We start from the raw sequence: 22,598 nt of genomic DNA on the forward strand, positions 1-22,598 counted from the left end.
TCCTAGCCGCAGTTGCGCAGCAGCCTGCCCGCAAGGGCCGTGCGCAGTTGCGTTTCGGCCTGGGTGCGCAGCGCGGGCGTGGCCGCCGGCAGCCGCAGCACATGGCCGGTGGCGTCCGAGCGCTCCTGCACCACCCGGGCTGTGCGCACGCCCTGCGTGCCCAGCGCTGCCAGCGCCCGTTCGGCGGCCTCCTCCGTGGAGAAGCGGCCCAGGGACAGGCCCGGTTCCAGGCCCGGCCCGGGCCGGTCGTAGGCCACCTTGCGCGCACGCAATTCGGCGCGCTTCTTCTCGAGCGTGTCTTCGTCGGGGAAGCGCCCCATGTACACCATCCACCGGCTCGCGACCGACACAGGCTCCAGGCTCCAGGTGTTTGCGGGCAGGGCGGCCGCGGCCGTGCGCAGGGCCTCGGCCTGGCGCGCGTCGAACGGGCCGGCCTGCAGGCAGGCCGTGCGGTCCGCCGCCGCGCCCTGCGCCGGCCCTGCGGATGCGGGGGGCGGGGCGGGGTGGGATGCCTCGCTGGCCGGGGTGTCTGCGGAGGAAGGCGCCGCGGGCGGCGGGGACGCGGGGGCCGATGCCGCATCGCCGGACACCGGCCGGCCGATGCGCAGGTTCTCGGGCTGGATCTGCTGCTCGAGCCGCTGGGGCTCGGACTGTTCGGCCGGCGCGAGTCCCCAGTCGCGCAGCAGGCCCTGTGCCCAGGCGTAGTAGCCGGCATTGGCCAGCAGCAGAACGAGGACGGCGGCGCGCAGCATGGTGAAGGGCTCCTTCAGTTCCGCGGCAGTGCCTGCCCGGCCGGGCGGACGCTGATTTCCGCGCTGGTGACGGCCTGCAGGCCCTGGGGCGTGCGCACCAGCAGCGCTCCGTCCTTGGCCACTCCCTGCGCGGTGCCGGAGCCGCCGTCGCTCAGGACCACTTCGCGGTCGCGCAGCACGTCGCGCTCCAGGAAACGCGGCTGCACCGGCGCGAAGCCGTGGGCCTCGAACGACTGCAGCATCGCGACCAGCGGCGGCACGGTGCGCAGCAGTGCCGCGGGGGCGTCGAGCCGGGCGTCGATCTCCTGCAGGCTGCCGGGCGGCGTGGACAGGCCCTCGGCCGGCGGAGGCCGCACGTTGATGCCCACCCCGGCCACCACGTAGCGCGCGGTACGGTCCGGATGCGAGCCGCCCCAGGCGCCGGCACCGCCCACGAGGCTGGCAGTTTCCACCAGGATGCCTCCCAGCTTGCGGCCGTCGTCCAGCCAGAGGTCGTTGGGCCACTTCAGGCCCAGGCGGGGCTGGCCGGCCCGGGGCACCGGCTGCAGGCTTTCCGCGATGGAGACCCCCACGGCCAGCGACAGCCCGGACCAGTCCGCCGGCGCCAGCGGCAGGCCCAGCGAGAACATGAGCGAATCGCCCGCGGCGTTCTGCCAAGCGCGGCCCAGCCGCCCGCGCCCGGCGGTCTGCACCTCGGCCACGAGCAGCGTGGGTTCGCAGCGGCCTGCCCGCGCGCGCCGCATGAGTTCGGTGTTGGTGGAATCGATGCTTGGCAGCACTTCGACGGTGAAGCCGGGCAGCAGCGGGGCCACGGCCTCCCACACTGCCTCGGCGGGCCAGCGCAGCGGCTGCACCGTGCCGGTCATCGGCGTGCGCCCTTGCGGCCGGCCTGGGGCGGCGGCGCGGAGGGCCCCGGCGGCGCCCAGCCGCGCTTGGGCGCCAGCAGCGTGCCGCGGCAGCTGGCGCTGCCGCAGAAGCAGGGGTACTCGGCCTTGAGCCTGGGGGTGTAGCGCTCGTCGATGATCAGGCCGTAGTCGTAGTTCAGCTCCTCGCCCGCATGGATGTTGCGCAGCGCAGTGATGAAGATGCGGCCGTCGCGTTCGTCGGCGTAGCAGTTGGGCGCGCAACTGTGGTTGATCCAGCGCGATGCGTTTCCGCCATGGTTGGCATCGATGACGCGGTCTTCATCCACGTGGAAATAAAAGGTATGGTTCGGCTGCAGCGGATCGTGCGGGTGGCGGTCCTGGGCTTCCTGCCAGCTGATGATCTCGCCCGTGTATTCGATGAGCACTTCGCCTTCGGCGATATCCTGCACCGCGAACACGCCCTTGCCATGCACGCCCGAGCGCCGCACCTGGATGCGGCGGCCGCCCCTGGCGGCGGAAGGGTCGGCGGCGGGCGTGGCGGTTCGGGGCATGGCGAAACTCTGTTAATTTGAATAGGCACACATGCGCAGGCGCGCGTGTGCATGCGCATGTACGCGCGAAAGACCGGAATTGTAGAAGCGCCCTCCGGGGCCGACCCCACAGAAAATGACCAAGACCCTGGTAATCGCAGAAAAACCGTCGGTGGCGCAGGACATCGTGCGCGCGCTCACCCCCGTGGCCGGCAAGTTCGACAAGCACGAGGACCACTTCGAGAACGGCCGCTACGTCGTCACGAGCGCGGTGGGCCACCTGGTCGAGATCCAGGCGCCCGAGGAATTCGACGTCAAGCGCGGCAAGTGGAGCTTCGCCCACCTGCCGGTGATCCCGCCGTACTTCGACCTGAAGCCGGTGGACAAGACCAAGAGCCGCCTGAACGCGGTGGTCAAGCTCGCCCGCCGCAAGGACGTGACCGAACTCGTCAACGCCTGCGACGCGGGGCGCGAGGGCGAACTGATCTTCCGGCTCATCGAGCAGTACGCGGGCGGCGCCAAGGGCGGCCTGAACAAGCCCGTGCAGCGCCTCTGGCTGCAGTCCATGACCCCGCAGGCCATCCGCGACGGCTTCGGCAACCTGCGCTCCGACCAGCAGATGCAGGGGCTGGCCAGCGCGGCGCGCAGCCGCTCCGAGGCCGACTGGCTCGTGGGCATCAACGGCACGCGCGCCATGACGGCCTTCAACTCGCGCGACGGGGGCTTCTTCCTCACCACCGTGGGCCGCGTGCAGACCCCGACGCTCTCGCTGGTCGTCGAGCGTGAGGAGAAGATCCGCCAGTTCGTGAGCCGCGACTACTGGGAAGTCCATGCCGGCTTCCATGCCGAGGCCGGTGAATACCTCGGCAAGTGGTTCGACCCGCAGTGGAAGAAGGTCGCCGATGATCCCGAGGCGCGCGCCGACCGCGTCTGGAACTTCGAGCGTGCCCGCGAGATCGCCGACGCCGTGCGCGGCAAGGCCGCCTCGGTCACCGAGGAGAGCAAGCCCACGACCCAGGCCTCGCCCCTGCTGTTCGACCTGACCAGCCTGCAGCGCGAGGCCAACGGCAAGTTCGGCTTCTCGGCCAAGACCACGCTGGCCCTGGCGCAGAGCCTGTACGAGCGCCACAAGGCCCTGACCTACCCGCGTACCGACTCCCGCGCCCTGCCGGAAGACTACCTGCCCGTGGCGAAGGACACCTTCGGCATGCTCGCCACCAGCGGCATGCGCCACCTCGCGCCCTATGCCCGGCAGGCGCTGGACGAGAACTATGTGCGCCCGAGCAAGCGCATCTTCGACAACGCCAAGGTGAGCGATCACTTCGCCATCATCCCGACCACGCAGGCGCCCAGCGGCCTCTCCGAGGCCGAGCAGAAGCTCTACGACCTGGTGGTGCGCCGCTTCATGGCCGTGTTCTTCCCGAGCGCCGAATACATGGTCACCACCCGCATCAGCCAGGTGGTGGGCCATTCGTTCAAGACCGAGGGCAAGGTGCTGGTCAAGCCCGGCTGGCTGGCCATCTACGGCAAGGAAGCCGCGGGCGAGGTCGAGGACGGCAAGGCCGGCGACAAGGGCCAGCCGCTGGTGCCCGTCAAGCCCGGCGAGATGACGCACACCGAATACGCCGAGGCCAAGGCCCTGAAGACCAAGCCGCCGGCCCGCTACTCCGAAGCCACGCTGCTGGGCGCCATGGAAAGCGCCGGCAAGCAGGTGGAAGACGAAGAACTGCGCTCGGCCATGCAGGAGAAGGGCCTGGGCACCCCGGCCACGCGCGCGGCCATCATCGAAGGCCTGCTCACCGAGAAGTACATGCTGCGCGAGGGCCGCGAGCTCATCCCCACGGCCAAGGCCTTCCAGCTCATGACGCTGCTGCGCGGCCTGGGCGTGGAAGAGCTCTCGCGCGCCGAACTCACCGGCGAGTGGGAATACAAGCTCGCCCAGATGGAGAAGGGCCAGCTCAGCCGCGAGGCCTTCATGCAGCAGATCGCCGCCATGACCGAGCGCATGGTGAAGAAGGCCAAGGAATACGACCGCGACACCATCCCCGGCAACTACGCCACGCTCTCCACCCCGTGCCCCAACTGCGGCGGCGTGGTCAAGGAAAACTACCGGCGCTACGCCTGCACGGGCGCCGACGGGCGCGGCGACGGCTGCGGCTTCTCGTTCACCAAGTCGCCCGCGGGCCGCACCTTCGAGCCCGTCGAGGCCGAGGCCCTGCTGCGCGAGCGCCGCATCGGCCCGCTGGAGGGCTTCCGCTCCAAGGCCGGCTGGCCGTTCACGGCCGAGGTCACCATCGTGCGCGACGAGGAGGCCGGCAACTTCAAGCTGGAATTCGACTTCGGCGACGACCGCGCGGGCGAGGCATCGGGCGAACTGGTCGAGTTCACCGACGAGCCGCTGGGCCCGTGCCCCATCTGCGGCGCGCCCGTGCACGAGCACGGCAGCAACTACGTGTGCAGCAAGGCCGTGCCCACCGCCGCCCAGCCCGCGCCCAGCTGCACCTTCAAGAGCGGCAAGGTCATCCTGCAGCAGCCCGTGGAGCGCGAGCAGATGGCCAGGCTGCTCGCCACCGGCAAGACCGACCTGCTCGACAAGTTCGTGAGCATGCGCACTCGCCGCAGCTTCAAGGCCTTCCTGGCGTGGGACAAGGAAGCCGGCAAGGTGAACTTCGAGTTCGAGCCGCGCGAGAGCAAGTTCCCGCCGCGCAAGTTCGCCGGCAAGGCCGGCGCGGCTGCCGGTGCAGCGAAGGCGGGCACCGCGGCCGCTGCCAAGAAGGCCGCCAAACCCGCTGCCAAGGCCGCCGCGAAGAAGTCCAGCACTGTCGCCAAGGCCCCCCGCAAGACCGCGGCCGGCAAGCCGCCGAGCGCCGCCCTGGCCGCGGTGATCGGCCCGGAACCGGTCGGCCGGCCCGAAGCAGTGAAGAAGATGTGGGAATACATCAAGGCCCACAATCTGCAGGATCCCAAGGACAAGCGCACCATCAAGGCCGACGCCAAGCTGCGCGAAGTGTTCGGCAAGGAATCGGCCGGCATGTTCGAGCTGGCGGGCATCCTGGGCAAGCACCTGCAAGGAGACAGCGAATGACCCCGAGCGACACCGCAACCCCCCGCCACGCCTCCGCCCCCACGCGCGCCTGGGTGGTGGCCGCCCTGCTGGCGACATCGGCGGCCCTGGCGGGGTGCGACACGGTGGCCTCCCGGCCCGCCAATGACCCGGCCACGGGCACCGGTGCCCAGTCGGGCGAGAGCGGTGTGACGGTGTTCGGCACCATCGATACCGGTGTGGGGGCCGTGCGGTCCTCGCGCTGAGACAGTCGCGCAACCCAAAAGCCAGTGCAGGCATGGGGTCCGTCAAATGGGTGGCCTTTCATTGCATGTGCCAATTCGGCATTTAACCCGGCGGCAAATACTGCTCCAACAGCACCTGCACCGCATCGGCTTGCAGGACATCCCGCCGTCGCTTCAGCGGATCGCGGTCGGGTTGCCCGGCCATCCACCGCTTGAACGCTACAAACGTGGCAGGGTGCACGGTGTTCATGCGGGTCATGGTTCCGTTGGTGGCGACGATGACGGCAGAGAACCCCGGTGAGTCCAGCAGCATGCTGGCGCGGCGGGCCTGGGCTACCCAAAAGTCCTCATCCGCGTCGCTGAGCTTGATGGGGTGGGGGTCATCGTCCGTTTGTTCGCGGCGGATGATGTCCACCTCAAAACCGTCTTTGTTGACGGCGGTGTACTTTTGGCCCTGCCTGATGCGAAACGTGGGGTCTACCTTTTTCAGCACCCCCAGCATGGAGCTATCCACCCGTGCGAGCTGGGTGGAGAACGTGATGCGTTTGCGGGTGTCCCACAGCAAGTCAATGTCACGTGTGGCCAGCGCGTCAGCCTCCAGCCGCACCCCGGCTGCGGCCTCGTAGGCGTAGAGGGCGTGGGTGCCCACCACGCGAAAATGTTCGCTGAGGTGGGTGCTGGCCAGGCGGTTGAGCAGCGCCACCACCAGCGGGTCCACCCTGCCGACCCGCAGGGCGCGGTTCATACGCTGTTGCTGCTCCAGCGCGGCTTTCAGGCCGGTGAGCCGTTCGGCGCTGGCCTTCTTTCTTTGCATGAATTTGTCGTAGATGGCCTGAGTCTCAGCGGTACGGGGGCCCAGGCTGGTTTCGGCCCCAGCGGGTGAGGTGCGCACCAGGTATTTCGATTCCGGCGCAGACGCTGGCCCCGCGTGCCAGTACATCCCGCCGCGCACCTGGGCCGCTTCTTCAGTGGCTTCGGCCAGGGCCTCGAACACGGCAACGGCGTCGATGTACTGACGGGTGATGGCGGGGCTGAGTTCAAGCATTTCGGTATATTTGGTGTTTTTGTATTTTTTACCGAAATCATAATGTTGACAATAGCTTAAGTGGTTTTTTCCGGCCAAATTTGTGTTGCCATGAAATCGCTGGCGCGCCCGTACAGTGTCAGCCCGTAGAAGGCGTCCACTGTCTACTTTGGTCAGCGCGGGCCCCGTTACAACCGCTGTCTGTCGCTTGCGGTCCCCGCGGTGGGGTTTGTTGCGTCCGATACATGGAGCACGCAGCGGACCGACAACTTAACGACCTTGGACGTCATGAATCTTGCCCTCGAGATTCTGGACGTAGTCGCGCAAACGTTGGTGGATGACCCGCTTGGCTGGCTTGGGCCTCTTCGCTAGAAGCTCCGACTTCCACTGCGCGACAGATGCCCGGTAGTCGAGCTTGCCGCCTCGTGTGGCAGCGTTGCGGGTCAATTCGCGCGAGCTGGTTGACGGGCTGCGCTCCAATCGTCTGGCGATCTCTCGTGCGCCGACTTCTTGTGCGCGCAGAAGCGCGATCTCCTCGCGCTCCGCCAAGGACTTCCAGGTCGACCCACACGAACCGGACGCTGCATGGGCGAAGCGCCGTCCTTCGGTGGCCCAGGATCCTGGGCGAGAATCCGGCACCGACCCCGGCCCGACCGTGGGCCCCCTCCATCCAGCCACCCAGCGAGCGATGCCATGACCCTCCCCGCGAGTGCTCCCCCGGACGACCGCGACGATCCTTCCGACCTCGAATACGTCGGCTTCTGGGCGCGCCTGGGCGCGACGCTGCTCGACACGGTGCTGCTGCTCGTCGTCACCGTGCCGCTGCTGGCGGCGGTCTATGGCTGGGACTATTTCAAGCAGACGGAGCGGCTGGTCGCGGGGCCGGCGGATTTCCTGATCTCCTGGGTGCTGCCTGCGGTGGTGGTGCTGCTGTTCTGGTTCTGGCGGCAGGCCACGCCCGGCAAGATGAACATCGGCGCCCGCGTGGTGGATGCGGAGACCGGCCGGCCCATGACGCCCGGGCAGGCGGTGGGGCGCTACCTGGCGTACTTCGTGTCGGCGATTCCGCTGTGCCTGGGCTTCGTGTGGGTGGCGTTCGACCGGCGCAAGCAGGGCTGGCACGACAAGCTGGCGGGCACGGTGGTGGTGCGGCCGAAGCAGCGCAAGTCCGAGTCGGTGCTGTTCGTCAAGGGCCGGTACTAGGCGCGGCCTGGGCGCGCATGCGCGACGCCCGGCCGCGATGGCTGCCGCTACGATCCATGTCCCGACCAGCAGTCCGGCCAGCGGACCGGCCTGGCCGGCAAGGCCATCACAGGAGACACATCGCATGTTCAGCCACGTCATCGTCGGCGTCACCGACCTCGAGAAATCCAAGCGCTTCTACGACGCCCTGCTCGGCACCATCGGCGTTCCGCCCGGCATGGCCAACAAGCATCGCTATTTCTACCGCAGCCCCGGCGGGCTGTTCGGCATCACACTGCCGATCAACGGCGAGGCGGCCACGCACGGCAACGGCAGCACCATCGGCTTCGCGATGCAGTCGCCGGAGCGGGCCGATGCTTTCCATGCGGCCGGCGTGGCGAACGGCGGCACGACCTGCGAAGACCCGCCGGGATACCGCGAAGGCCCGGCGGGCCCGCTGTACCTGGCCTACCTGCGCGATCCGGACGGCAACAAGCTCTGCGCCATGTACCGGCCGCCCAAGGCCTGATCCGACGGGTCCGGCGCTGCGCGCCGGGGCGGTTCACGGCAGGTCCGCCAGGAAGCGCGCGACGCGCTCCACGAACTCATGAGGCCGCTCGCGGTGCGGCACATGCGCCGCGCCGGGCAGGATCTCCACGCGCGCAGGCCCGGCCGCCCAGTGGGCGATGCGCGCGGGCTGCTCGAGGGATCCGTATTCGTCCCGGTCGCCATGCAGGGCGAGCACGGGGCAGTGCACGCGCGCCAGCACACCGGCCTGCGACCAGCCGGCGAAACCGGGATCCAGCCAGGTATCGACCCAGGCATGCAGCACCCACCGCGCCTTGTGCTCGTCGCCGCCATGGTGGCGGGCGAGCCGCTGCAGCGCCTCAGGGCTGCGCTGGAACTGGTCGCGTGCCTCGCGGATGCCCGCCAGCGTGCGTTCTTCCACGCAGGCCTGCGCAGCCACGGTGACGAGGGCGACGCAATCACCCGTGTTGCTGCCGTCCGCCGCGCAATGGGCGGCCATGGCCCCGCCCACGCTGTGGCCGAGCGCCACGTAGCGGCCGATGCCGAATTCCGAGCGCAGCGCCGGCAGGCTGGTGCGCGCCTCGGCCGCGATGAAGTCCGGCGGCAGCGCGCCCGTGCAGGGGTCGGCGCGGCCGAAGCCGGGCCGGTCGTAGGCGATCACGTCGCGGCCGGTGGCCCGGCACAGCGCCGCAGGAAAGTCGCGCCACAGCGCCACGCAGCCCAGCGAGTCGTGGAAGAGGATGACGGGGGCCGGCGCGATGGCGCGGAGTGCATCGTGCGGCGCAGGCTGCCAGCGGCGGGCGAACAGCCGGCCCCGGGCCGAGTCCACCCAGGCATCGTGCGCGGTCGATTCCGGCAGGGCGGCAGGCAGGGCGGGCGGAGGGGCGCTCATGCCCGGCATTGTGCGGCGGCCCGGGGTGTGCGGCCGTCCCCGGGGTGCCAGGCTGCGGGAGCGATACGGGATACTCCCTGCCGCCGAATCTTTCCCATCCAGCCCAGCAAGGACCCGCCTTTGAAATCCGCCAGCGCCACCCTGTTCGACGAGGCCTACTACCAGCGCTTCTATTTCGACAAAAAGACCAGCGTGGTGGACCCGCAGCACATGGAGCGCCTGGGCCAGTTCGTGTGCAGCTACCTCAAGTACCTGCGGGTGCCGGTGGAGCGCGTGCTGGACGTGGGCTGTGGCATCGGGCTGTGGAAGGACATCGTGGCGCGCCATTTTCCGCAGGCGCGCTACCAGGGCGTGGAGTTCAGCACCTACCTGTGCGAGCGCTACGGGTGGCAGCAAGGCTCCGTGGTGGACTATGCCGCGGGCGAGCCGTCCGACCTGGTGGTGTGCCAGGGCGTGCTGCCCTACCTGAGCCCGCCGGACCTGAAGGCCGCGCTCGACAACCTGGCGCGCCTGTGCCGCGGGGCGCTCTACATCGAGGCCGTCACGCGCGAGGACTATGAACAGGACATCATCGATGAAGAGCTGACGGATCCCGCGCTGTTCCGCCACCGCGCCGAGGCCTACCGGCGGGGGCTGTCGCGCCATTTTCGGGCCATCGGGGGAGGGCTGTGGCTGCGGCGTTCGCTGGAGATCCCTCTGTTCGAACTCGAATACGCCGGCGAATAAACGCGGGTACTGTTCTTTCCATCAGGCAGAAAGAAATCACTTATCGCATAAAATTTCAAATAGATACAAATCAGCAGAGAGAAGGAGGCTTCCCGTGGCGACTCTCATTCCCGCCATCGGCAGTTGCACATCCCGCATGACCGCGGGCGAACGGCGGCTGGCCCAGCGGCTGGAGCGCAAGCTCGACGGCGATTATTCGGTCTGGTACGACGTGCCGGTGGGGCCGAAGCAGACCTATCCGGATTTCGTGGTCATGCACCCGCGGCGCGGGGTGCTGATCCTGGAAACCAAGGACTGGCACCTGGAGACGGTGCGCAAGGCCACGCGGCAGTACTGGGAGATCGCCCCGGACGGCGGCGCTCCCAAGATCGTCAAGAACCCGCTGGAGCAGGCCCGCCATTGCGCGCTGGAGGTGGTGCGAGCGCTGGAGCGCGATCCGCAGCTGGTGCAGCCTTCGGGGCCGCACCAGGGCAAGCTGGCCTTCCCCTGGGGCCACGGCGTGGTGTTCACGCGCATCACGCGCCGGCAATTCGAGGCGGCGGGGCTGGACGAGGCGATCGCGCCGGACTACGTGGTCTGCCAGGACGAAATGCTGGAGGACGTGGAGCCCGAGGCCTTCCAGCAGCGGCTCTGGCGCATGTTCCCGCATGCCTTCGGCGGAGCGATGCCGCTGCCGCAGATCGACCGCGTGCGCTGGCACATGTTCCCCGAAGTGCGCGTGCCCGTGCAGGGCCGGCTGTTCGCGCACTACGGCGGCGTGGACGACGTGCCGGACCTGCTGCGCGTGATGGACCTGCAGCAGGAGCAATTGGCGCGCTCGCTGGGCGAGGGCCACCGGGTGATCCACGGCGTGGCCGGCTCGGGCAAGACCATGATCCTGGGCTACCGTGCCGAGCACCTCGCGAAGCTGCACGGCGCGCTGCCCGATGGCGCCAAGCCGGTGCTGGTGCTCTGCTACAACGAGCCGCTGGCCGTGAAGCTGGCCGGCACCATGGAAGCCAAGGGGCTGGGCGAGCGGGTGCACTGCCTGCATTTCCACAAGTGGGCGCGCGCGCAGCTCGTGGCCTACGGGCAGGGCCTGCCGGCGCCGTCGCTGCCGCGCGATGCCTTCTTCGCGGACATGGTGGACCGCGTGGTGCGCGGCGTGGACACGGGCCACATCCCCAGCGGGCAGTACGCGGCCGTGCTGATCGACGAGGGGCATGATTTCGAGCCGGAATGGCTCCGGCTCGTCTCGCGGATGGTGGACCCGGCCACCAACAGCCTGCTGGTGCTCTATGACGATGCGCAGAGCATCTATGCCCGCGCACGGCAGAAACAGTTCAGCTTCCGCAGCGTGGGCATCCAGGCGCAGGGCCGTACGTCCATCCTGAAGATCAACTACCGCAACACGCGCCAGATCCTGCAGACCGCCCACCTGATCGCGGCCGACCTGCTCGTGCCCGAGGACAGCACCGAGGACGGCGTGCCCCTGCTGCAGCCCGTGAGCTGCGGCCGCGACGGCGAGGCGCCGGTGGTCGTGCGCCTGCCCTCGTTCCGCGCCGAGGCCGCCCAGGTGGCCAAGCGTCTGGCTGCCGCCCACCAGGAAGGCCACGCCTGGGGCGACATGGCCGTGCTGTGCAGGCACTACGCGCAGATGGAGGAGTGCGCCTCGGCCCTGCGCCACAAGGGCCTGCCGCACCACGTGCGCAAGGGCACGGGCAGCTTCCATCCGGCGGACGACACGGTGAAGGTGATGACCATGCACGCCAGCAAGGGACTGGAATTCCCGGTGGTGGCGATGGTGGGAGCAGGCCACATGCCGTCGGACGGCGAGGACGAGCGCGAGGAGGCCCGGCTGTTCTACGTGGCGGCAACGCGGGCCACGCACCGGCTGGTGATCACCGCGAGCGGGGAGGGGGCGTTCGCGCAGCGGTTGGATGGGGTAGCGGTGGCGGCTTGATGGGTTGCCGGCACCAGCGTTGCGATAGGCGCGAGGGGGCCGACACCTCGAAAAACAAGAAAGGTGAGGAGGATTCCCATGGACGGCATTGCCGCGCTCAAAGTCTCGGATATCGCCACGCTGGTGCCGCTGGGCATCGCCCTCGGACTCGGTGCCATCTTTTTCTGGGTGATTCTGCGCACCGAGTCCTGGCACATGCTGCGCCGGCGCATCTGGCTGCTGGTGCATGGCAAGGAAGAGATATCGGACCCCGGCATCCGTGCCTATGTGGATGAACAGAACAACTTGGCGGCATTCCATGTGTTCGCCGGTGTCCAGGTGACCACGTTGGCCGAAGCTCGCACGTTGATGGAGTGGTGCCGGGTGAGGAACGTGGACCTGGGGGTGCTGCGCATCTGCGGCCCGTACTTCGACCCCCAGGCACGCCGTGTCAAGGAGCGCTGGCTTCCACCGAAGTGGGTGGGGCGTGCAGTGGGCGTCTGCGCGATGGCCCTCATGGTCACTGGGCTGCTGGCCATATGGGCCATGACGCTGCCGGCTTTGCTCACCGTGAAAAAGACGGACCAGAGCTTTCTCGCCAGCGAAACGGAGCTTCGGCCTGTCTGGCCCTTGCCGCCCTTCTCTACACAGCGGCTGAGGCCCGATGATTGCGAGAAACCGGTAGCCGGAGAAGCCGCTCGCCTGGGATTCTCGGAGCGAGACATCGCCACCATGTGTTCGGTTCTCAAGGACCCTGAGTTCGGCGTGTACGTGGACAAAGCGATCAGGAAACAGTGGGGTTACCTGGCACTGTGGGCGGCATTATTCCTCTCGTTCGCCTATTACGTGGCGGTTGCGGCCCTGCGGGTGGTGTGCGCCCGCAAGCTGCTGAGCCGCCGTGCGGACCCCGCCTTGCCTGCCGCGCAGTTGGAGATTGACTTCGGTGCACCCTGAGCCTGCCCGAATGGATCACAACCAAGTGTTACTTCCTCACCGGTCCCATCTTCGATCGCGCCGCTGAAAATCCACGCATGCCGATTTCCTCTTTCCAGACCGAGCCCGTGCAGCCCGCCCGGCGCGCTTTCTGCCGCGCATTCGCACTGGTATCCAGTGCCGTGGGCCTGGGCGCGGCGCTGATCACGCCGCCCGCGCAGGCTCAGCCTTCCTACACCATCACCACGCCGCAGATCCAGGACGCCCTGGCCGAAAAGCTGCCGCGCCGCTACCGGCTCGGCGGGCTGCTGAATATGGAAGTGCAGGTGCCCGCGCTGCGCCTGCTGCCGGCCCAGAACCGCATCAACGCGGTGCTGCCCGTGGTCGCTTCAGGGCTGGCGGTGTCTGACGGCGCACACGATGCGTCCGGCTCGCTCGACGTGGATTTCGGGCTGCGCTACGAGCCCTCGGACCGCACGCTGCGTGCGCAGCAGATCCACGTCAATTCGCTGCGCATCGATGGGCTCCGGTCGTCTGCGTCCGAGATGCTGAACGCCTACTCGCAGCAGCTGGCCACGCAATCGCTCGGTGAGGTGGTGCTGCACACCCTGCGTCCGCAGGACCTGGCACTGGCCGACGGGCTGGGCATGCAGCCCGGGCCCATCACGGTGACGGAGCGTGGTCTGCGCGTGGATTTCGTGCAGAAGCCAATGCCTTGATGAACTGGCATGGCAGCATGCGGTGAAGTACGCTTGGAATCCTGTCATTTTTGAATGGGAGGAAGAAGATCCATGTGGAAATTCACGCAAATAGCAGACTGGTTCGACGGGCAGCGCCAAGAATCCGAGCAGATCCTGGATCAGTGGGTGGAGTCCAGCAAATACAGCCAGGGAGCGATGATTACCGCGGCGTCGACGAAAGCGCTGATGACTTTCGGTGCGGGATTCGTGGACATCCTGCGGCTCGGGGACGGCATGAAAGAGGGGACGCTCCGAGGGGCGGGACAGGACGCCCTGCGGTTTGTCGCGGTGTTTCCTGTGGGCAAGGCCGCGAGCCTCTACCAGTCTGCCAAAGGGCTGTCCATGGCGAGAGTGGTGGCTGATACGGGCGGTCCCAATTGCTTCTGGATCGCATCGGCGAAGGCGTTCGCTCAGGTTGGACAAAAGTTCAACGGCAAGTTGCTGGCGAGCGTTGAGGACGTTGCCAGAGCGCTTGGCATGGATATGAACGCTTTGTGGCGTATTCCCAATTTGGCTACGGGCATGTCCTACCTGAGGCACCTGGGCGCCCAGGTCGGGGCGGTGAGGAGCATCTCTTCCTTCCGGGAGGCAGAGCGCATGGTGCCGTTCGATGGCAGTGTGGTTATGCTTTCCGTCCATGTGATGAACGGCAGCAAGCTCATCGGTGGCCATGCCATCTATGCATTCCGCACGATCTACGGACAAATCCGATACATGGATCGGACGGTAGGCAATGGGTTGAAGGGCGTGGTTTCGCATCCCGACGAGTTGTGCCGGCTATACGCAGCCACCTCGATCGTGCCCATCCAGGCAGCACTCATTCGAAACATGTTCGTCAAGTCGGTGGGCCACGAGGCACCACGGCTTGTCATTCCTGTGCTTGGCGTGATCGCCTCGGAGCCCGGACGATGAACCCTGCAGTCTGTCCGGTGTGCGGCACCTCGGGGGCCGAAGAGGCGGACCGAGGCGGTCCGCGAGGGACCTGGGTGCAGTTCATCGACTACGCAGGCGCCGAGGCATCCGGCCTCGGGCATCCCGAAGGACTGGCCTATTTCTGCGCGGCACACCACCCGGCCGCGCAGGCGCTCGCGCAGCTTTCCTGTGCCGAGGCAGTGTCGCAGTTGCGTGCCCGGTACCCCGCGCCTCATCAGGAAGCCGCTGCTGCACCTCCACCCGCCCGCCGCTGGTGGGAGTTCTGGCGCCCCTGAGCCCGACCGCCCCCGGGCGCTCCCCTACAGCCCCCGCTCCACCATGTCGAGCAGCCGCTGCGCCAGCATTTCGCGCAGCGCTTCGGGGGCGCTGCGCAGGGGGCCGTCGATGGCGAGGAAAGCCATGCCGTGCACGGTGGACCAGGCGAGGTATTCCGCGCCGGGCCGGCGTTCGGCGGGCAGGGCGCCGGCGGCCACGAGGTCGTCGAGAGCAGCGCCCAGGTGCTCGAAAGGGTTGAGCCCGCTGGCGCCGCCTTTGTCGGGATCGGGTTCGCTCTCCACCGTGAAGGGTTGCCCGAACGCCATGCGGAACAGCCCGGTCTCCGCCTGGGCGAAGCGCAGGTAGCCCCGGCCGACGGCGCGCACCTTGCCGTAGGCCCGCTCGGTGGCCGGGGCGTCCGCGGGCACCCGGACGAGCTCTTCCTCCATGAACACGGCCATGGCGGCCACGGCGGCGGAGCGCACGGCGTCCAGCAGGTGCTGCCGGCTCGCGAAATGGCGGTAGGCCGCATTGGGCGCCACGCCCGCGCGCCGGGTGGCCTCGCGCAGCACGACCGCGTCCGGCCCGCCCTGGCGCGCCAGTTCCAGCCCGGCATCGAGCAGGGCGCGGCGCAGGTCGCCGTGGCGGTAGGTGGCACGCGGGGGCATGGCGGATGGCGGAGCGGAAGCGGACATGGCGTTTGCGATGTGGACAGTGTCCATTGTCTCTGCTACCTTTGTGGACGGTGTTCACATGTTGATGGACCCCCAGCCGAGGAGCCCCCATGAAAGCCCAACCGTACCTGTTCTTCAACGGCCGTTGCGAGGAGGCGCTGGCCTTCTACCGGAAAGCGCTGGGCGCCGAGGTCACGGCGCTGATGCGCTTCCAGGACAACCCCGCTCCACCCCAGGAAGGCACCTGCGGCGGCGCGCCGGGCGCGCCCGCTCCGTCGCCCGACAAGGTGATGCATGCCGAGTTCCGCATCGGCGAAACCCACTTGATGGCTTCGGACGGCATGTGCGGCGGGCAGCCCCGCTTCGAGGGCATTTCGCTGGCGCTCACGCCGGCCGATGCGGCCGATACCCGGCGCGTCTTTGCCGCCCTGGCCGAGGGAGGGCAGGTGCAGATGCCGCTCGGGCCGGCATTTTTCTCGCCGGCCTTCGGCGTGGTGGCCGACCGCTTCGGCGTGCCCTGGATGGTGGTGGCTCCGCAGCCCTGATACGCCGGCGGCTCGCGTCGTGTGACACCGCCACATCGCCGAAGCCTGGTGGACATCCTTGACCAGATGGCGGCGCTGGCCGCGGGGCTGCTGGTCTGGATGGCCTGACGGCGCCGTGCCGCATCCGGCCTTTCGCGCCGCAGTGCATGGCTTCGGAGCGTGCCACGCCCCGGGGATGCGGCGGGCGCATGCTGGAAGGCATGTCACCGCGATCCACCGCTGAGCGCTGGCGCATTGCCAGCCACGCCGTGTCTCGCGCATCCGGAGCGCAACAATGAAATCAGTCACACGCCTGTTCAACCAGGGTGCCCAGAAAGTCCAGGGCGGGTTCAGCCAGCTGTCTGCAATGGCCCGCGGCTATGCCAAGCTTCCCTCCTCGGGCAAGCAGCATGCACAGCCCGAAGGCCTCAGTGCCCGCCACGGCAGCCCGCAATCCGCGCCAATGGCGCCGCGCAACAACTCGCGCCCCGGCGGCGCGGGATACGCCGCGCCCCAGGGGCAGGCCCATGCGCAGCCCATGCGATACGGCGCGGCTCCCCGGCCGCAGGCCGCAACGCCTCCTCCGATGCGGCCGGCTCCGCACGCTTTCGGCACGCCGCTCCATCCGATGGCGGCGCAGCATTTCCAGCCACCGCCGCAGAAACCATCGGCTGCCGGCACTTCCCCGGCCCGCATGCAGCGCATGCCAGGGCAGGTACCGCACGAGGCGGCCGCCCGGCCGCCGGTCGGCCTGCAGCATGTCGCGGCCATGGCGACGGAGCCGGCAGCGACGCCCCTGTCGGCCCGTGCCAGGCCCTCTGCGTCCGGAGCGCGGCCTGAACGACACGGCGAGGCGGCCTTGCACCGGCATGCGGTCCCCGCAGCCGGTCCGGGCCGGGCGCAGCAGTCGCATGCGGCCCAGCTGGCCGACGCGGCGAAGGCGCTGCAGCAGCAGCTCAGTGTCTCGGCCAGAAAAATCAATGATCTGACCATGGCGCGCGATACGGCCGAAGATGACGGCGACTATGACGCCGCCGATGCTGCCGATGACGCCATCAAGGCGCTCAGGCATGAACGCGAGCCCATCATCCTGATGAACAACATACTGAGCGGAGCCGACCGCGGCGGCGCCCGGCAGATGCAGGCGCTGCGGGGGTTCCCCGGTGCGCCCGCTCGGGTGGACCCGCGCTCCCTGCGCCATGCGGGCGAGCTGCGCCTCCAGGCCCAGGCCCTGCAAAGCAATGCCGCCGCCCTGCGCAGCGCGCAGGCGCAGTTCGGCCCTGTCAGGGACCTGGCTGGAAAGTCCGAGACCCTCAGGACAGCGCTCAAGCAGCACCAGTTGCCGCCCGCGGCGCGCCAGGAGCTGGAAGCCGTGCTGCGCGGTTTCGAGAACTACGCTGCGCTCGATGCCACGGTGCGCGATGCCGATCGCTCCATCCGCCGCATGGGTGGCATGGGCCTGATGGAAGGCATCCCGACCACCGCCGCCGAGCGCAGGGCCGCCGACGATGCCGCGCGCAGGGCCGCCCAGGAAGCGCTGGACAACGGCTACTGACACGAAACGCAGAAGGCGCGTCCGGCATCGTCCTACGCGGCCGTGCCGCCGCATGGCCTACAACCGGGGCAAGAGCCCGGCCACAAGGGCCGGGCATCGCTTTTGCAGGATATCTCCATGCCCCTTTCCGACGATCCCGACCGCGCCCTGCGCGAAGATCCCTCTTCCTCCGATCCCGAGACGGCCGACGCGGACACGCAGGCCCGGGAGGCCGACGCCGCCCACGTGCCAGAGCATCCGGTGGTGGTCATCACCGGCGCCTCCAGCGGCATCGGCCATGCCACCGCACTGGCCTTCGCGCGGCGCGGGGCCTGCCTGGTGCTGGCATCGCGCAATCCCGATACGCTGGCCCCCGTGGCGCTGGCCTGCCGCAAGGCCGGCGGCCATGCCATCGGCGTGCCCACCGACGTCACCGATGCCTCCGCGGTGCGCGTGCTCGCGCAGAAGGCCCTGCGGCATTTCGGGCGCATCGACGTCTGGGTGAACGGCGTGGGCGTGGGGGCGATCGGCCGCTTCGATGAGGTGCCCGTGGAGGCCCACCGCCGGGTGCTGGAGGCCAACCTGCTGGGACACCTGCACGGCGCGCACGCGGTGCTGCCGCATTTCCGGGAGCGCGGCGCGGGCCGGCTCATCAACCTCATCTCCCTGGGCGGCTGGGTGCCTGCGCCCTACGCGGCGGCCTACACCGCCAGCAAGTTCGGTCTGCGCGGCCTGTCCGAAAGCCTGCGCGCCGAGGTGTCCGACCTGCCGCACGTGCACATCTGCGATGTGGCGCCGACCTTCGTCGATTCGCCCGGCCTCTCGCATGGCGCCAACTACACGGGACGGCGCATACGGCCGCCGCTGCCGATGGTCGATCCGCACAGGGTGGCCGACACCGTGGTGGGATTGTCGAGGGCCCTGCGCCCCCGCTCCGTGACCTGGATGGGCCTCGGGGCGCTGCCCGGCCGGGTGGCGCATGCGGTGGCACCGGACACCGTGGCGCGCTGGATGCGCTGCCTGTCCGACTGGGGCCTCGCCCGCGCACAGCCGGAGCCCGAAAGCGACGGCAACCTCTTCGCTCCCTCGCAGGGCACGGCGGTGGCAGGTGGACACCGCAAGCGCCGCGCCGGCGCGCTGGGGCTGGTGGCGGCCCTGGGCGTGGCGGGCATCGCCTACGGCTGGTGGGCCGGGCGCCAGCGGCGCTGACCCGATGACCACGCCGGCTGCTCCCGTGCGGCGGCAGCTCATCAATACCTCGAACGTGGCGAGGGGCCATTGCGGGCGCGGCACAATGCCGCGTTTTTGTGGATCCCGGCAGTGCCGGGGCCCGCGACAGGCCTCCCTTCCATGGTGTTTTCGCTCTCCTGGTTCGTACTCCGTGGGCGTGCGCTGCCGCGCAGCGCATGGCTCCCCCTGGTATTGGTTTGCCTGCCGGCCCTGGGCCTGATCGTGCTGGACCACGATGGCAAGCGCTTGGCGCAGTTCGTGGCCCTGGCCGCGCCCCCTTTCGCCTGGCTGTTCCGGCCAGTGCGCCGCGCCTGGGTGCACCGCCTGCGGGCGGCGCTGCTGTGGGCCTGGGCGATGGCGTTCGCGCTTGACGGCGTGGCGCGCGCCTATCTGCTGGACGCCTACCAGGCCGCGCCGGACAGCGCGATGGTGCTGGGGGCGGTAGCCAACACGAATGCCCGCGAGGGTGCGGAATACTTGCGCATGCACTGGCGCGCCGCGCTGCTCGCGGCATCCGGCGTGATGGCGGTGGCGGCGGTCCTGGCGGCCTGCCTGTCGCGCGGGCTGCGCAGCCCCGAGCCATCGGCCCGGGAACGGCCCCGGCCGCCGTCGCGTGCACGCCGTGCGGCCTGTGGGGGCTGGGCGGCGCGGTGATGCTGTCGGGGGCCGCAGCCTATGCCAGCAAGCCCTGGCGGAGGCTGCATCCGGTGCTTTTCTGGACGCAGTGGGGCGACAACATGTCGCTCTACGGCTATGGCCGGCCCACCACGCCGGGGCTGCAGGCGCAGCAGGCGGTGCTGGGCGAGGCATTCACGGCCTTCCGCCAGGCCTGGTCGGCCGATGCGACCACGCTGCCCGCGCTACGCAATTTCTTCCGCTTCGGCGAGCCCGATGCGGCACACCCCCACCATGCGCTGGGCATCGCGCGCGCGGCCGGCTACATAGTCTGGTACCGCACGCCCGGCCGCTCCGGTGCCTCGCTCGACAGCGAGGTGCTCGACTGCCTGGAGGAGGCGCTGGCCGACCCCGCGCCGCGCAAGCTGCTCGTGCTGCACCTCATGGGCGCGCACCCGCATTACGACCTGTGCTTTCCGGAGGGCGCCAACCCCTTCGACGACCGGCCGGATGCGGTGGATGCGATGCTGGAACGCGCGGGACGGCCGGCCTGGCTGCGGGACCGGCGCGAGAAATACGACGCCGCGGTGCTCTACCACGAAGGCATCGTCTCCACCATCCTGCGGCGCACCCGCGAAGGCGGCACGCCGGGCGGCTACCGGGCCTTCATGTACCTCTCCGACCATGGGCAGGAGGTGGGCCATGGCGCCAACTGGGCCGGGCACAGCCCCTCCACGCCCGCGGGCTACCGCATCCCCGCCATCGTGTGGCACAACGGCCCGTGCGCCGCTGGCTGCGCAGGGGGCTGGACCGTCGCCCGCTGCGCGCGGACTGGGCGGGCCATACGCTGGTGCAGTTGCTGCGCATCGACTGGAAGGGCTATCGGGCCGACCGCGACGTGCTCAGCGGAGGCTACCGGTGGTATCCGCCGGAAGTGGCGGCCCTGGCGGAAGCACGTGGCGCGCAGGCAAGGCCCGGGCCGGCCGCGCATTGACGATCGCCCGGAAGGGTCGGGTGGCCGTGTGGGGCCTCCTCCTACAGCCGCCGGCGCGATGCGTGCCTAGGATAGCCCCAGCCGCTGCTGCGCGGCCCGCCTCGCCGCATGCCGGTTCCGGCTGCCTCCCCGAACGCCCACGGCGCCGCGGCACCACCAGCACAGGACACACGCCATGAAGTCTTCCGCCCCTGCCGCCGGCGTCCGCGCTGCCGCGCCCACCGCCGTGCCTTTCAAGTTCTATGCGGCCAACGGCCGCGTTTATGCGAGCAACGTGAAGGACAAGCTCATCGACCTGGGTCGCCTGGACCGCGACGGCGCCGGCTATGCCTACCAGCTTGATGCCGACGAGAAGATCGCCGCGGGCGGTTTCGAATCGCCCGAGCATGCGCTGGCCGCCATCGTGGGCGCGATCACCTTTCTGTTCCTCGACGGCCAGTTCACCGCGCTCGCCGACGTGGGCGGGGAGCGGCCCGATCTCATCGACGCTCCCCAGATCCACGTCACCCTGGATGCCCTGGGCAAGGGCGAGCCGGCCATCGCGGCCGATGTCTGAGCCCTTGGCGGCAGCGCCGGCATGGCCGGACCTCCGGGTGCCGGCGCCCTTCTGAGCGGGGCGGCCCTGGCTGCTGCTGCATTCCTTTTCCTTTTCTTTCCGTTCGTTTTTTCCACCGACGCCGCTCCGGCATCTCCCCATCGCGGGAGGCGGGGCGGCCATCGAGCAAGGAGCTGCATGCTGAACGACGCCCCCTCCACCGCCTCTCTCCTGTCCTGGCTTCGCGACGAGACCGTCTGGGGCCTTTCGCTGTCGAGCATCGCGCTGGCCGTCGCATCGGCACTGGGCGTGTACCTGGGCATCACACTGCTGCTGGGCGTGGCGCAGCGGCGCAGTCGGCGGCTCGCCGAGGCGCGTGCGGCGCAGGGGCGCGAGGGGGCGGGCAGCGTGGCGGCCGTGGCCGCCGAAGTGCTGGGCGGCACCAGCCACCTGCTGATCCTGCTGGTGGCGCTGCTGGTCGGCGTGGGCATGCTGGACCTGGCGCCGCGCTGGCAGGCGCGCGTGGGGCAGCTCTGGTTCATCGCGCTGGCGCTGCAGATGGCGCTGTGGGGAACGCGCGCGATCGGCATCGCCATCCGGCGCTACGAGGCGCGGCACCTGGGAGCACCCTCGACCCAGGTGAGCGCCTCGGGGACGCTGATGTCCTGGGGGCTGCGCACCCTGCTGTGGGCCACCATCGTGCTGGCGATGCTCGCCAATCTCGGGGTCAACATCACGGCCTTCGTGGCAAGCCTGGGCGTCGGCGGCATCGCCATCGCACTGGCCGTGCAGAACGTGCTGGGCGATCTCTTCGCCTCGCTGGCCATCGCGGTGGACAAGCCCTTCGAGGTGGGCGATTTCATCGTGGTGGGCAGCGTGGCGGGCACGGTGCAGCAAATCGGCGTGAAGACCACGCGCATCCGCAGCCTGGGCGGCGAGCAGATCGTGATGTCCAACACCGACCTGCTCAAGCAGACCATCAACAACTACCGCTACCTGCAGGAGCGGCGCATCGTCTTCACCTTCTCCGTGAGCTACGCGACCACCGCGCCGCAGGCCGAGGCTGTCGCGCAGGCGGTGCGGCGCATCGTCGAGGCGCAGGACAAGGTGCGCTTCGACCGCGCGCACCTGAAGGGCTTCGGGGCCAATGCGCTCGAGTACGAGGTGGTGTACATCGTGCTGGACGCGGGCTACAACGCCTACATGGACCTGCAGCAGGTCATCAATCTGGCGATCCTGCGCGAACTGCAGACGATGGGCGTGCAGTTCGGCGTGCCCGTGCGCCAGGTGCACATGGTTCCCCCCGCGCGCGCCGACGTCCCGGAGGCCGGCGGTTCTTCCCAGGAGGTATCCCCATGATCGAAACCCCCCGCATCGTCCAGATGGAGGCCCGGCCGGCCGCGCTCTGGCCCGTGTCGTGCGCGCGCGAGGAAATCCAGCAGGTCATGGGCCGGAGCGTGCGCGCGCTGATGGACGCGCTCGCCGCGCAGGGCGTCTCTCCCGCCGGGCCGCTTTTCACCCACCACCTGCGGCGCCCCACGGACACCTTCGAGTTCCACCTCGGCGTGCCCGTGGACAAGCCCGTCGGCCCCGGGCCGGATGGCGGCCTGCAGCCGGGGGAGTGGCCCGCCATGCGCGCGGCGCGCACCGAGTACCGGGGACGCTATGAAGACCTTCCGCAGGCCTGGGAGACGTTCCACCGATGGATCGGGGCCCAGGGAGCACGTCCCATGGAGGATGTGTGGGAGTGCTATCTCACCGGTCCGGAAACCGGGGGCGACCCGGGCGGTTGGCGCACGGAGCTGGTCCAGCCGCTCGCGGACTGAGACCGGCTGGGGGGCAGGACGGAATCCTTATGCGAGGTGTGGGCGGATGGCTGTGCGCATATCCGTTTTTCGAGTTTTCAGCCACATCCCGGAGCG

The 22,598-nt window shown here is 69.3% G+C and carries 24 protein-coding genes and 1 pseudogene; 18 read left to right on the forward strand and 7 right to left on the reverse strand.

Annotated elements, in window-relative coordinates; translation table 11 throughout:
* Window positions 1–2: 2 nt before the first annotated feature.
* From BLR05_RS06575 to BLR05_RS06585, 3 genes are read right to left on the reverse strand one after another with little or no spacing between them, the layout of a single operon-like run.
* A complete protein-coding gene (locus tag BLR05_RS06575) occupies window positions 3–752 on the reverse strand; it encodes a sporulation protein (RefSeq protein ID WP_092833006.1) in 750 nt (249 codons plus the stop codon).
* Window positions 753–766: 14 nt separating this feature from the next.
* A complete protein-coding gene (locus tag BLR05_RS06580) occupies window positions 767–1,618 on the reverse strand; it encodes a biotin--[acetyl-CoA-carboxylase] ligase (protein WP_092833007.1) in 852 nt (283 codons plus the stop codon).
* Window positions 1,615–2,169, reverse strand: coding sequence for an SET domain-containing protein (locus tag BLR05_RS06585; protein WP_092833008.1), 555 nt, complete (start codon window positions 2,167–2,169; stop codon window positions 1,615–1,617). Before BLR05_RS06585 ends, BLR05_RS06580 begins: the two co-directional genes overlap by 4 nt.
* 115 nt (window positions 2,170–2,284) lie before the next feature.
* Here BLR05_RS06585 and BLR05_RS06590 point away from each other — a divergent pair, with 115 nt between their 5' ends.
* Together BLR05_RS06590 and BLR05_RS06595 are read left to right on the forward strand one after the other, a co-directional pair.
* On the forward strand, window positions 2,285–5,233 hold the full coding sequence (locus BLR05_RS06590) for a DNA topoisomerase III (protein ID WP_092833009.1): 2,949 nt from the start codon (window positions 2,285–2,287) through the stop codon (window positions 5,231–5,233).
* Window positions 5,230–5,457: a hypothetical protein gene (locus BLR05_RS06595; protein ID WP_092833010.1), complete on the forward strand. Its 228-nt coding sequence runs from the start codon at window positions 5,230–5,232 to the stop codon at window positions 5,455–5,457. Before BLR05_RS06590 ends, BLR05_RS06595 begins: the two co-directional genes overlap by 4 nt.
* An 82-nt stretch (window positions 5,458–5,539) precedes the next feature.
* Here the strand turns inward: BLR05_RS06595 and BLR05_RS06600 are convergent, their stop codons facing one another.
* Both BLR05_RS06600 and BLR05_RS06605 read right to left on the reverse strand, forming a co-directional pair.
* Complete coding sequence (locus BLR05_RS06600) at window positions 5,540–6,559, reverse strand: GSU2403 family nucleotidyltransferase fold protein (protein WP_244160058.1); 1,020 nt, start codon at window positions 6,557–6,559, stop codon at window positions 5,540–5,542.
* 108 nt (window positions 6,560–6,667) lie between these two features.
* A pseudogene (locus BLR05_RS06605) lies at window positions 6,668–7,012 on the reverse strand (helix-turn-helix domain-containing protein); the annotation flags it as partial.
* A gap of 141 nt (window positions 7,013–7,153) precedes the next feature.
* On the opposite strand from BLR05_RS06605, the gene BLR05_RS06610 reads away from it, so the two are divergent.
* Both BLR05_RS06610 and BLR05_RS06615 read left to right on the forward strand, forming a co-directional pair.
* Window positions 7,154–7,663 carry an RDD family protein gene (locus BLR05_RS06610; RefSeq protein ID WP_092833011.1) on the forward strand — a complete coding sequence of 170 codons (510 nt, stop codon included), beginning with the start codon at window positions 7,154–7,156 and terminating at the stop codon, window positions 7,661–7,663.
* 124 nt (window positions 7,664–7,787) lie between these two features.
* The gene (locus BLR05_RS06615) at window positions 7,788–8,171 is read left to right on the forward strand and encodes a VOC family protein (RefSeq protein WP_092833012.1); all 384 of its coding nucleotides are present in this window, start codon (window positions 7,788–7,790) and stop codon (window positions 8,169–8,171) included.
* A 33-nt stretch (window positions 8,172–8,204) separates the two neighbouring features.
* Here BLR05_RS06615 and BLR05_RS06620 read toward each other — a convergent pair whose 3' ends face one another.
* Window positions 8,205–9,062, reverse strand: a complete 858-nt coding sequence (locus BLR05_RS06620) for an alpha/beta fold hydrolase (RefSeq protein WP_092833013.1) — start codon at window positions 9,060–9,062, stop codon at window positions 8,205–8,207.
* Window positions 9,063–9,182: 120 nt separating this feature from the next.
* Between BLR05_RS06620 and BLR05_RS06625 the strand changes: the two genes are divergently transcribed.
* The 6 genes from BLR05_RS06625 to BLR05_RS25755 all read left to right on the forward strand — a co-directional run bounded on the left by BLR05_RS06625 (window position 9,183) and on the right by BLR05_RS25755 (window position 14,590).
* Entirely contained in the window at window positions 9,183–9,788 is a 606-nt protein-coding gene (locus BLR05_RS06625) for a class I SAM-dependent methyltransferase (protein WP_092833014.1), read from the forward strand.
* A gap of 94 nt (window positions 9,789–9,882) precedes the next feature.
* The gene (locus tag BLR05_RS06630) at window positions 9,883–11,730 is read left to right on the forward strand and encodes a DEAD/DEAH box helicase (RefSeq protein WP_092833015.1); all 1,848 of its coding nucleotides are present in this window, start codon (window positions 9,883–9,885) and stop codon (window positions 11,728–11,730) included.
* A gap of 78 nt (window positions 11,731–11,808) precedes the next feature.
* On the forward strand, window positions 11,809–12,663 hold the full coding sequence (locus tag BLR05_RS27045; RefSeq protein WP_092833016.1) for a DUF6216 family protein: 855 nt from the start codon (window positions 11,809–11,811) through the stop codon (window positions 12,661–12,663).
* 77 nt (window positions 12,664–12,740) lie between these two features.
* Entirely contained in the window at window positions 12,741–13,361 is a 621-nt protein-coding gene (locus tag BLR05_RS06640; protein WP_092833017.1) for a DUF1439 domain-containing protein, read from the forward strand.
* A 72-nt stretch (window positions 13,362–13,433) separates the two neighbouring features.
* Window positions 13,434–14,294 (forward strand): hypothetical protein, encoded by an 861-nt coding sequence (locus BLR05_RS06645; RefSeq protein WP_092833018.1) that lies wholly within the window; start codon window positions 13,434–13,436, stop codon window positions 14,292–14,294.
* A complete protein-coding gene (locus tag BLR05_RS25755) occupies window positions 14,291–14,590 on the forward strand; it encodes a hypothetical protein (protein ID WP_143015868.1) in 300 nt (99 codons plus the stop codon). Before BLR05_RS06645 ends, BLR05_RS25755 begins: the two co-directional genes overlap by 4 nt.
* Before the next feature lie 24 nt (window positions 14,591–14,614).
* Here the strand turns inward: BLR05_RS25755 and BLR05_RS06650 are convergent, their stop codons facing one another.
* Window positions 14,615–15,265 carry a TetR/AcrR family transcriptional regulator gene (locus BLR05_RS06650; RefSeq protein WP_092833113.1) on the reverse strand — a complete coding sequence of 217 codons (651 nt, stop codon included), beginning with the start codon at window positions 15,263–15,265 and terminating at the stop codon, window positions 14,615–14,617.
* Between the two features lie 89 nt (window positions 15,266–15,354).
* On the opposite strand from BLR05_RS06650, the gene BLR05_RS06655 reads away from it, so the two are divergent.
* The 8 genes from BLR05_RS06655 to BLR05_RS06685 all read left to right on the forward strand — a co-directional run bounded on the left by BLR05_RS06655 (window position 15,355) and on the right by BLR05_RS06685 (window position 22,502).
* The gene (locus tag BLR05_RS06655; RefSeq protein WP_092833019.1) at window positions 15,355–15,789 is read left to right on the forward strand and encodes a VOC family protein; all 435 of its coding nucleotides are present in this window, start codon (window positions 15,355–15,357) and stop codon (window positions 15,787–15,789) included.
* A gap of 274 nt (window positions 15,790–16,063) precedes the next feature.
* Complete coding sequence (locus BLR05_RS06660) at window positions 16,064–17,323, forward strand: hypothetical protein (protein WP_092833020.1); 1,260 nt, start codon at window positions 16,064–16,066, stop codon at window positions 17,321–17,323.
* A gap of 117 nt (window positions 17,324–17,440) precedes the next feature.
* Window positions 17,441–18,511 carry an SDR family oxidoreductase gene (locus tag BLR05_RS06665; protein ID WP_092833021.1) on the forward strand — a complete coding sequence of 357 codons (1,071 nt, stop codon included), beginning with the start codon at window positions 17,441–17,443 and terminating at the stop codon, window positions 18,509–18,511.
* Between the two features lie 141 nt (window positions 18,512–18,652).
* Entirely contained in the window at window positions 18,653–19,186 is a 534-nt protein-coding gene (locus BLR05_RS27050) for a hypothetical protein (protein ID WP_225979020.1), read from the forward strand.
* 53 nt (window positions 19,187–19,239) lie between these two features.
* Entirely contained in the window at window positions 19,240–20,211 is a 972-nt protein-coding gene (locus BLR05_RS27055; protein ID WP_244160056.1) for a sulfatase-like hydrolase/transferase, read from the forward strand.
* Between the two features lie 105 nt (window positions 20,212–20,316).
* Entirely contained in the window at window positions 20,317–20,697 is a 381-nt protein-coding gene (locus BLR05_RS06675; RefSeq protein WP_092833022.1) for a hypothetical protein, read from the forward strand.
* A 177-nt stretch (window positions 20,698–20,874) separates the two neighbouring features.
* Complete coding sequence (locus BLR05_RS06680; RefSeq protein WP_092833023.1) at window positions 20,875–22,035, forward strand: mechanosensitive ion channel family protein; 1,161 nt, start codon at window positions 20,875–20,877, stop codon at window positions 22,033–22,035.
* Window positions 22,032–22,502, forward strand: coding sequence for a GyrI-like domain-containing protein (locus tag BLR05_RS06685; protein WP_092833024.1), 471 nt, complete (start codon window positions 22,032–22,034; stop codon window positions 22,500–22,502). The genes BLR05_RS06680 and BLR05_RS06685 overlap by 4 nt, the downstream gene beginning before the upstream one ends.
* Window positions 22,503–22,598: the final 96 nt, after the last annotated feature.

This window comes from Paracidovorax cattleyae (genome assembly GCF_900104515.1).
Classification (GTDB): Bacteria; Pseudomonadota; Gammaproteobacteria; order Burkholderiales; family Burkholderiaceae_C; genus Paracidovorax; species Paracidovorax cattleyae.

What these genes read in the sequence shown, in the direction of transcription:
- BLR05_RS06575 (WP_092833006.1), bottom strand. Translation starts at nt 752, where the DNA reads ATGCTGCGCGCCGCCGTCCTCGTTCTGCTGCTGGCCAATGCCGGCTAC.
- BLR05_RS06580 (WP_092833007.1), bottom strand. Translation starts at nt 1,618, where the DNA reads ATGACCGGCACGGTGCAGCCGCTGCGCTGGCCCGCCGAGGCAGTGTGG.
- BLR05_RS06585 (WP_092833008.1), bottom strand. Translation starts at nt 2,169, where the DNA reads ATGCCCCGAACCGCCACGCCCGCCGCCGACCCTTCCGCCGCCAGGGGC.
- BLR05_RS06590 (WP_092833009.1), top strand. Translation starts at nt 2,285, where the DNA reads ATGACCAAGACCCTGGTAATCGCAGAAAAACCGTCGGTGGCGCAGGAC.
- BLR05_RS06595 (WP_092833010.1), top strand. Translation starts at nt 5,230, where the DNA reads ATGACCCCGAGCGACACCGCAACCCCCCGCCACGCCTCCGCCCCCACG.
- BLR05_RS06610 (WP_092833011.1), top strand. Translation starts at nt 7,154, where the DNA reads ATGACCCTCCCCGCGAGTGCTCCCCCGGACGACCGCGACGATCCTTCC.
- BLR05_RS06615 (WP_092833012.1), top strand. Translation starts at nt 7,788, where the DNA reads ATGTTCAGCCACGTCATCGTCGGCGTCACCGACCTCGAGAAATCCAAG.
- BLR05_RS06620 (WP_092833013.1), bottom strand. Translation starts at nt 9,062, where the DNA reads ATGAGCGCCCCTCCGCCCGCCCTGCCTGCCGCCCTGCCGGAATCGACC.
- BLR05_RS27045 (WP_092833016.1), top strand. Translation starts at nt 11,809, where the DNA reads ATGGACGGCATTGCCGCGCTCAAAGTCTCGGATATCGCCACGCTGGTG.
- BLR05_RS06640 (WP_092833017.1), top strand. Translation starts at nt 12,741, where the DNA reads ATGCCGATTTCCTCTTTCCAGACCGAGCCCGTGCAGCCCGCCCGGCGC.
- BLR05_RS06645 (WP_092833018.1), top strand. Translation starts at nt 13,434, where the DNA reads ATGTGGAAATTCACGCAAATAGCAGACTGGTTCGACGGGCAGCGCCAA.
- BLR05_RS25755 (WP_143015868.1), top strand. Translation starts at nt 14,291, where the DNA reads ATGAACCCTGCAGTCTGTCCGGTGTGCGGCACCTCGGGGGCCGAAGAG.
- BLR05_RS06650 (WP_092833113.1), bottom strand. Translation starts at nt 15,265, where the DNA reads ATGTCCGCTTCCGCTCCGCCATCCGCCATGCCCCCGCGTGCCACCTAC.
- BLR05_RS06655 (WP_092833019.1), top strand. Translation starts at nt 15,355, where the DNA reads ATGAAAGCCCAACCGTACCTGTTCTTCAACGGCCGTTGCGAGGAGGCG.
- BLR05_RS06660 (WP_092833020.1), top strand. Translation starts at nt 16,064, where the DNA reads ATGAAATCAGTCACACGCCTGTTCAACCAGGGTGCCCAGAAAGTCCAG.
- BLR05_RS06665 (WP_092833021.1), top strand. Translation starts at nt 17,441, where the DNA reads ATGCCCCTTTCCGACGATCCCGACCGCGCCCTGCGCGAAGATCCCTCT.
- BLR05_RS27050 (WP_225979020.1), top strand. Translation starts at nt 18,653, where the DNA reads ATGGTGTTTTCGCTCTCCTGGTTCGTACTCCGTGGGCGTGCGCTGCCG.
- BLR05_RS06675 (WP_092833022.1), top strand. Translation starts at nt 20,317, where the DNA reads ATGAAGTCTTCCGCCCCTGCCGCCGGCGTCCGCGCTGCCGCGCCCACC.
- BLR05_RS06680 (WP_092833023.1), top strand. Translation starts at nt 20,875, where the DNA reads ATGCTGAACGACGCCCCCTCCACCGCCTCTCTCCTGTCCTGGCTTCGC.
- BLR05_RS06685 (WP_092833024.1), top strand. Translation starts at nt 22,032, where the DNA reads ATGATCGAAACCCCCCGCATCGTCCAGATGGAGGCCCGGCCGGCCGCG.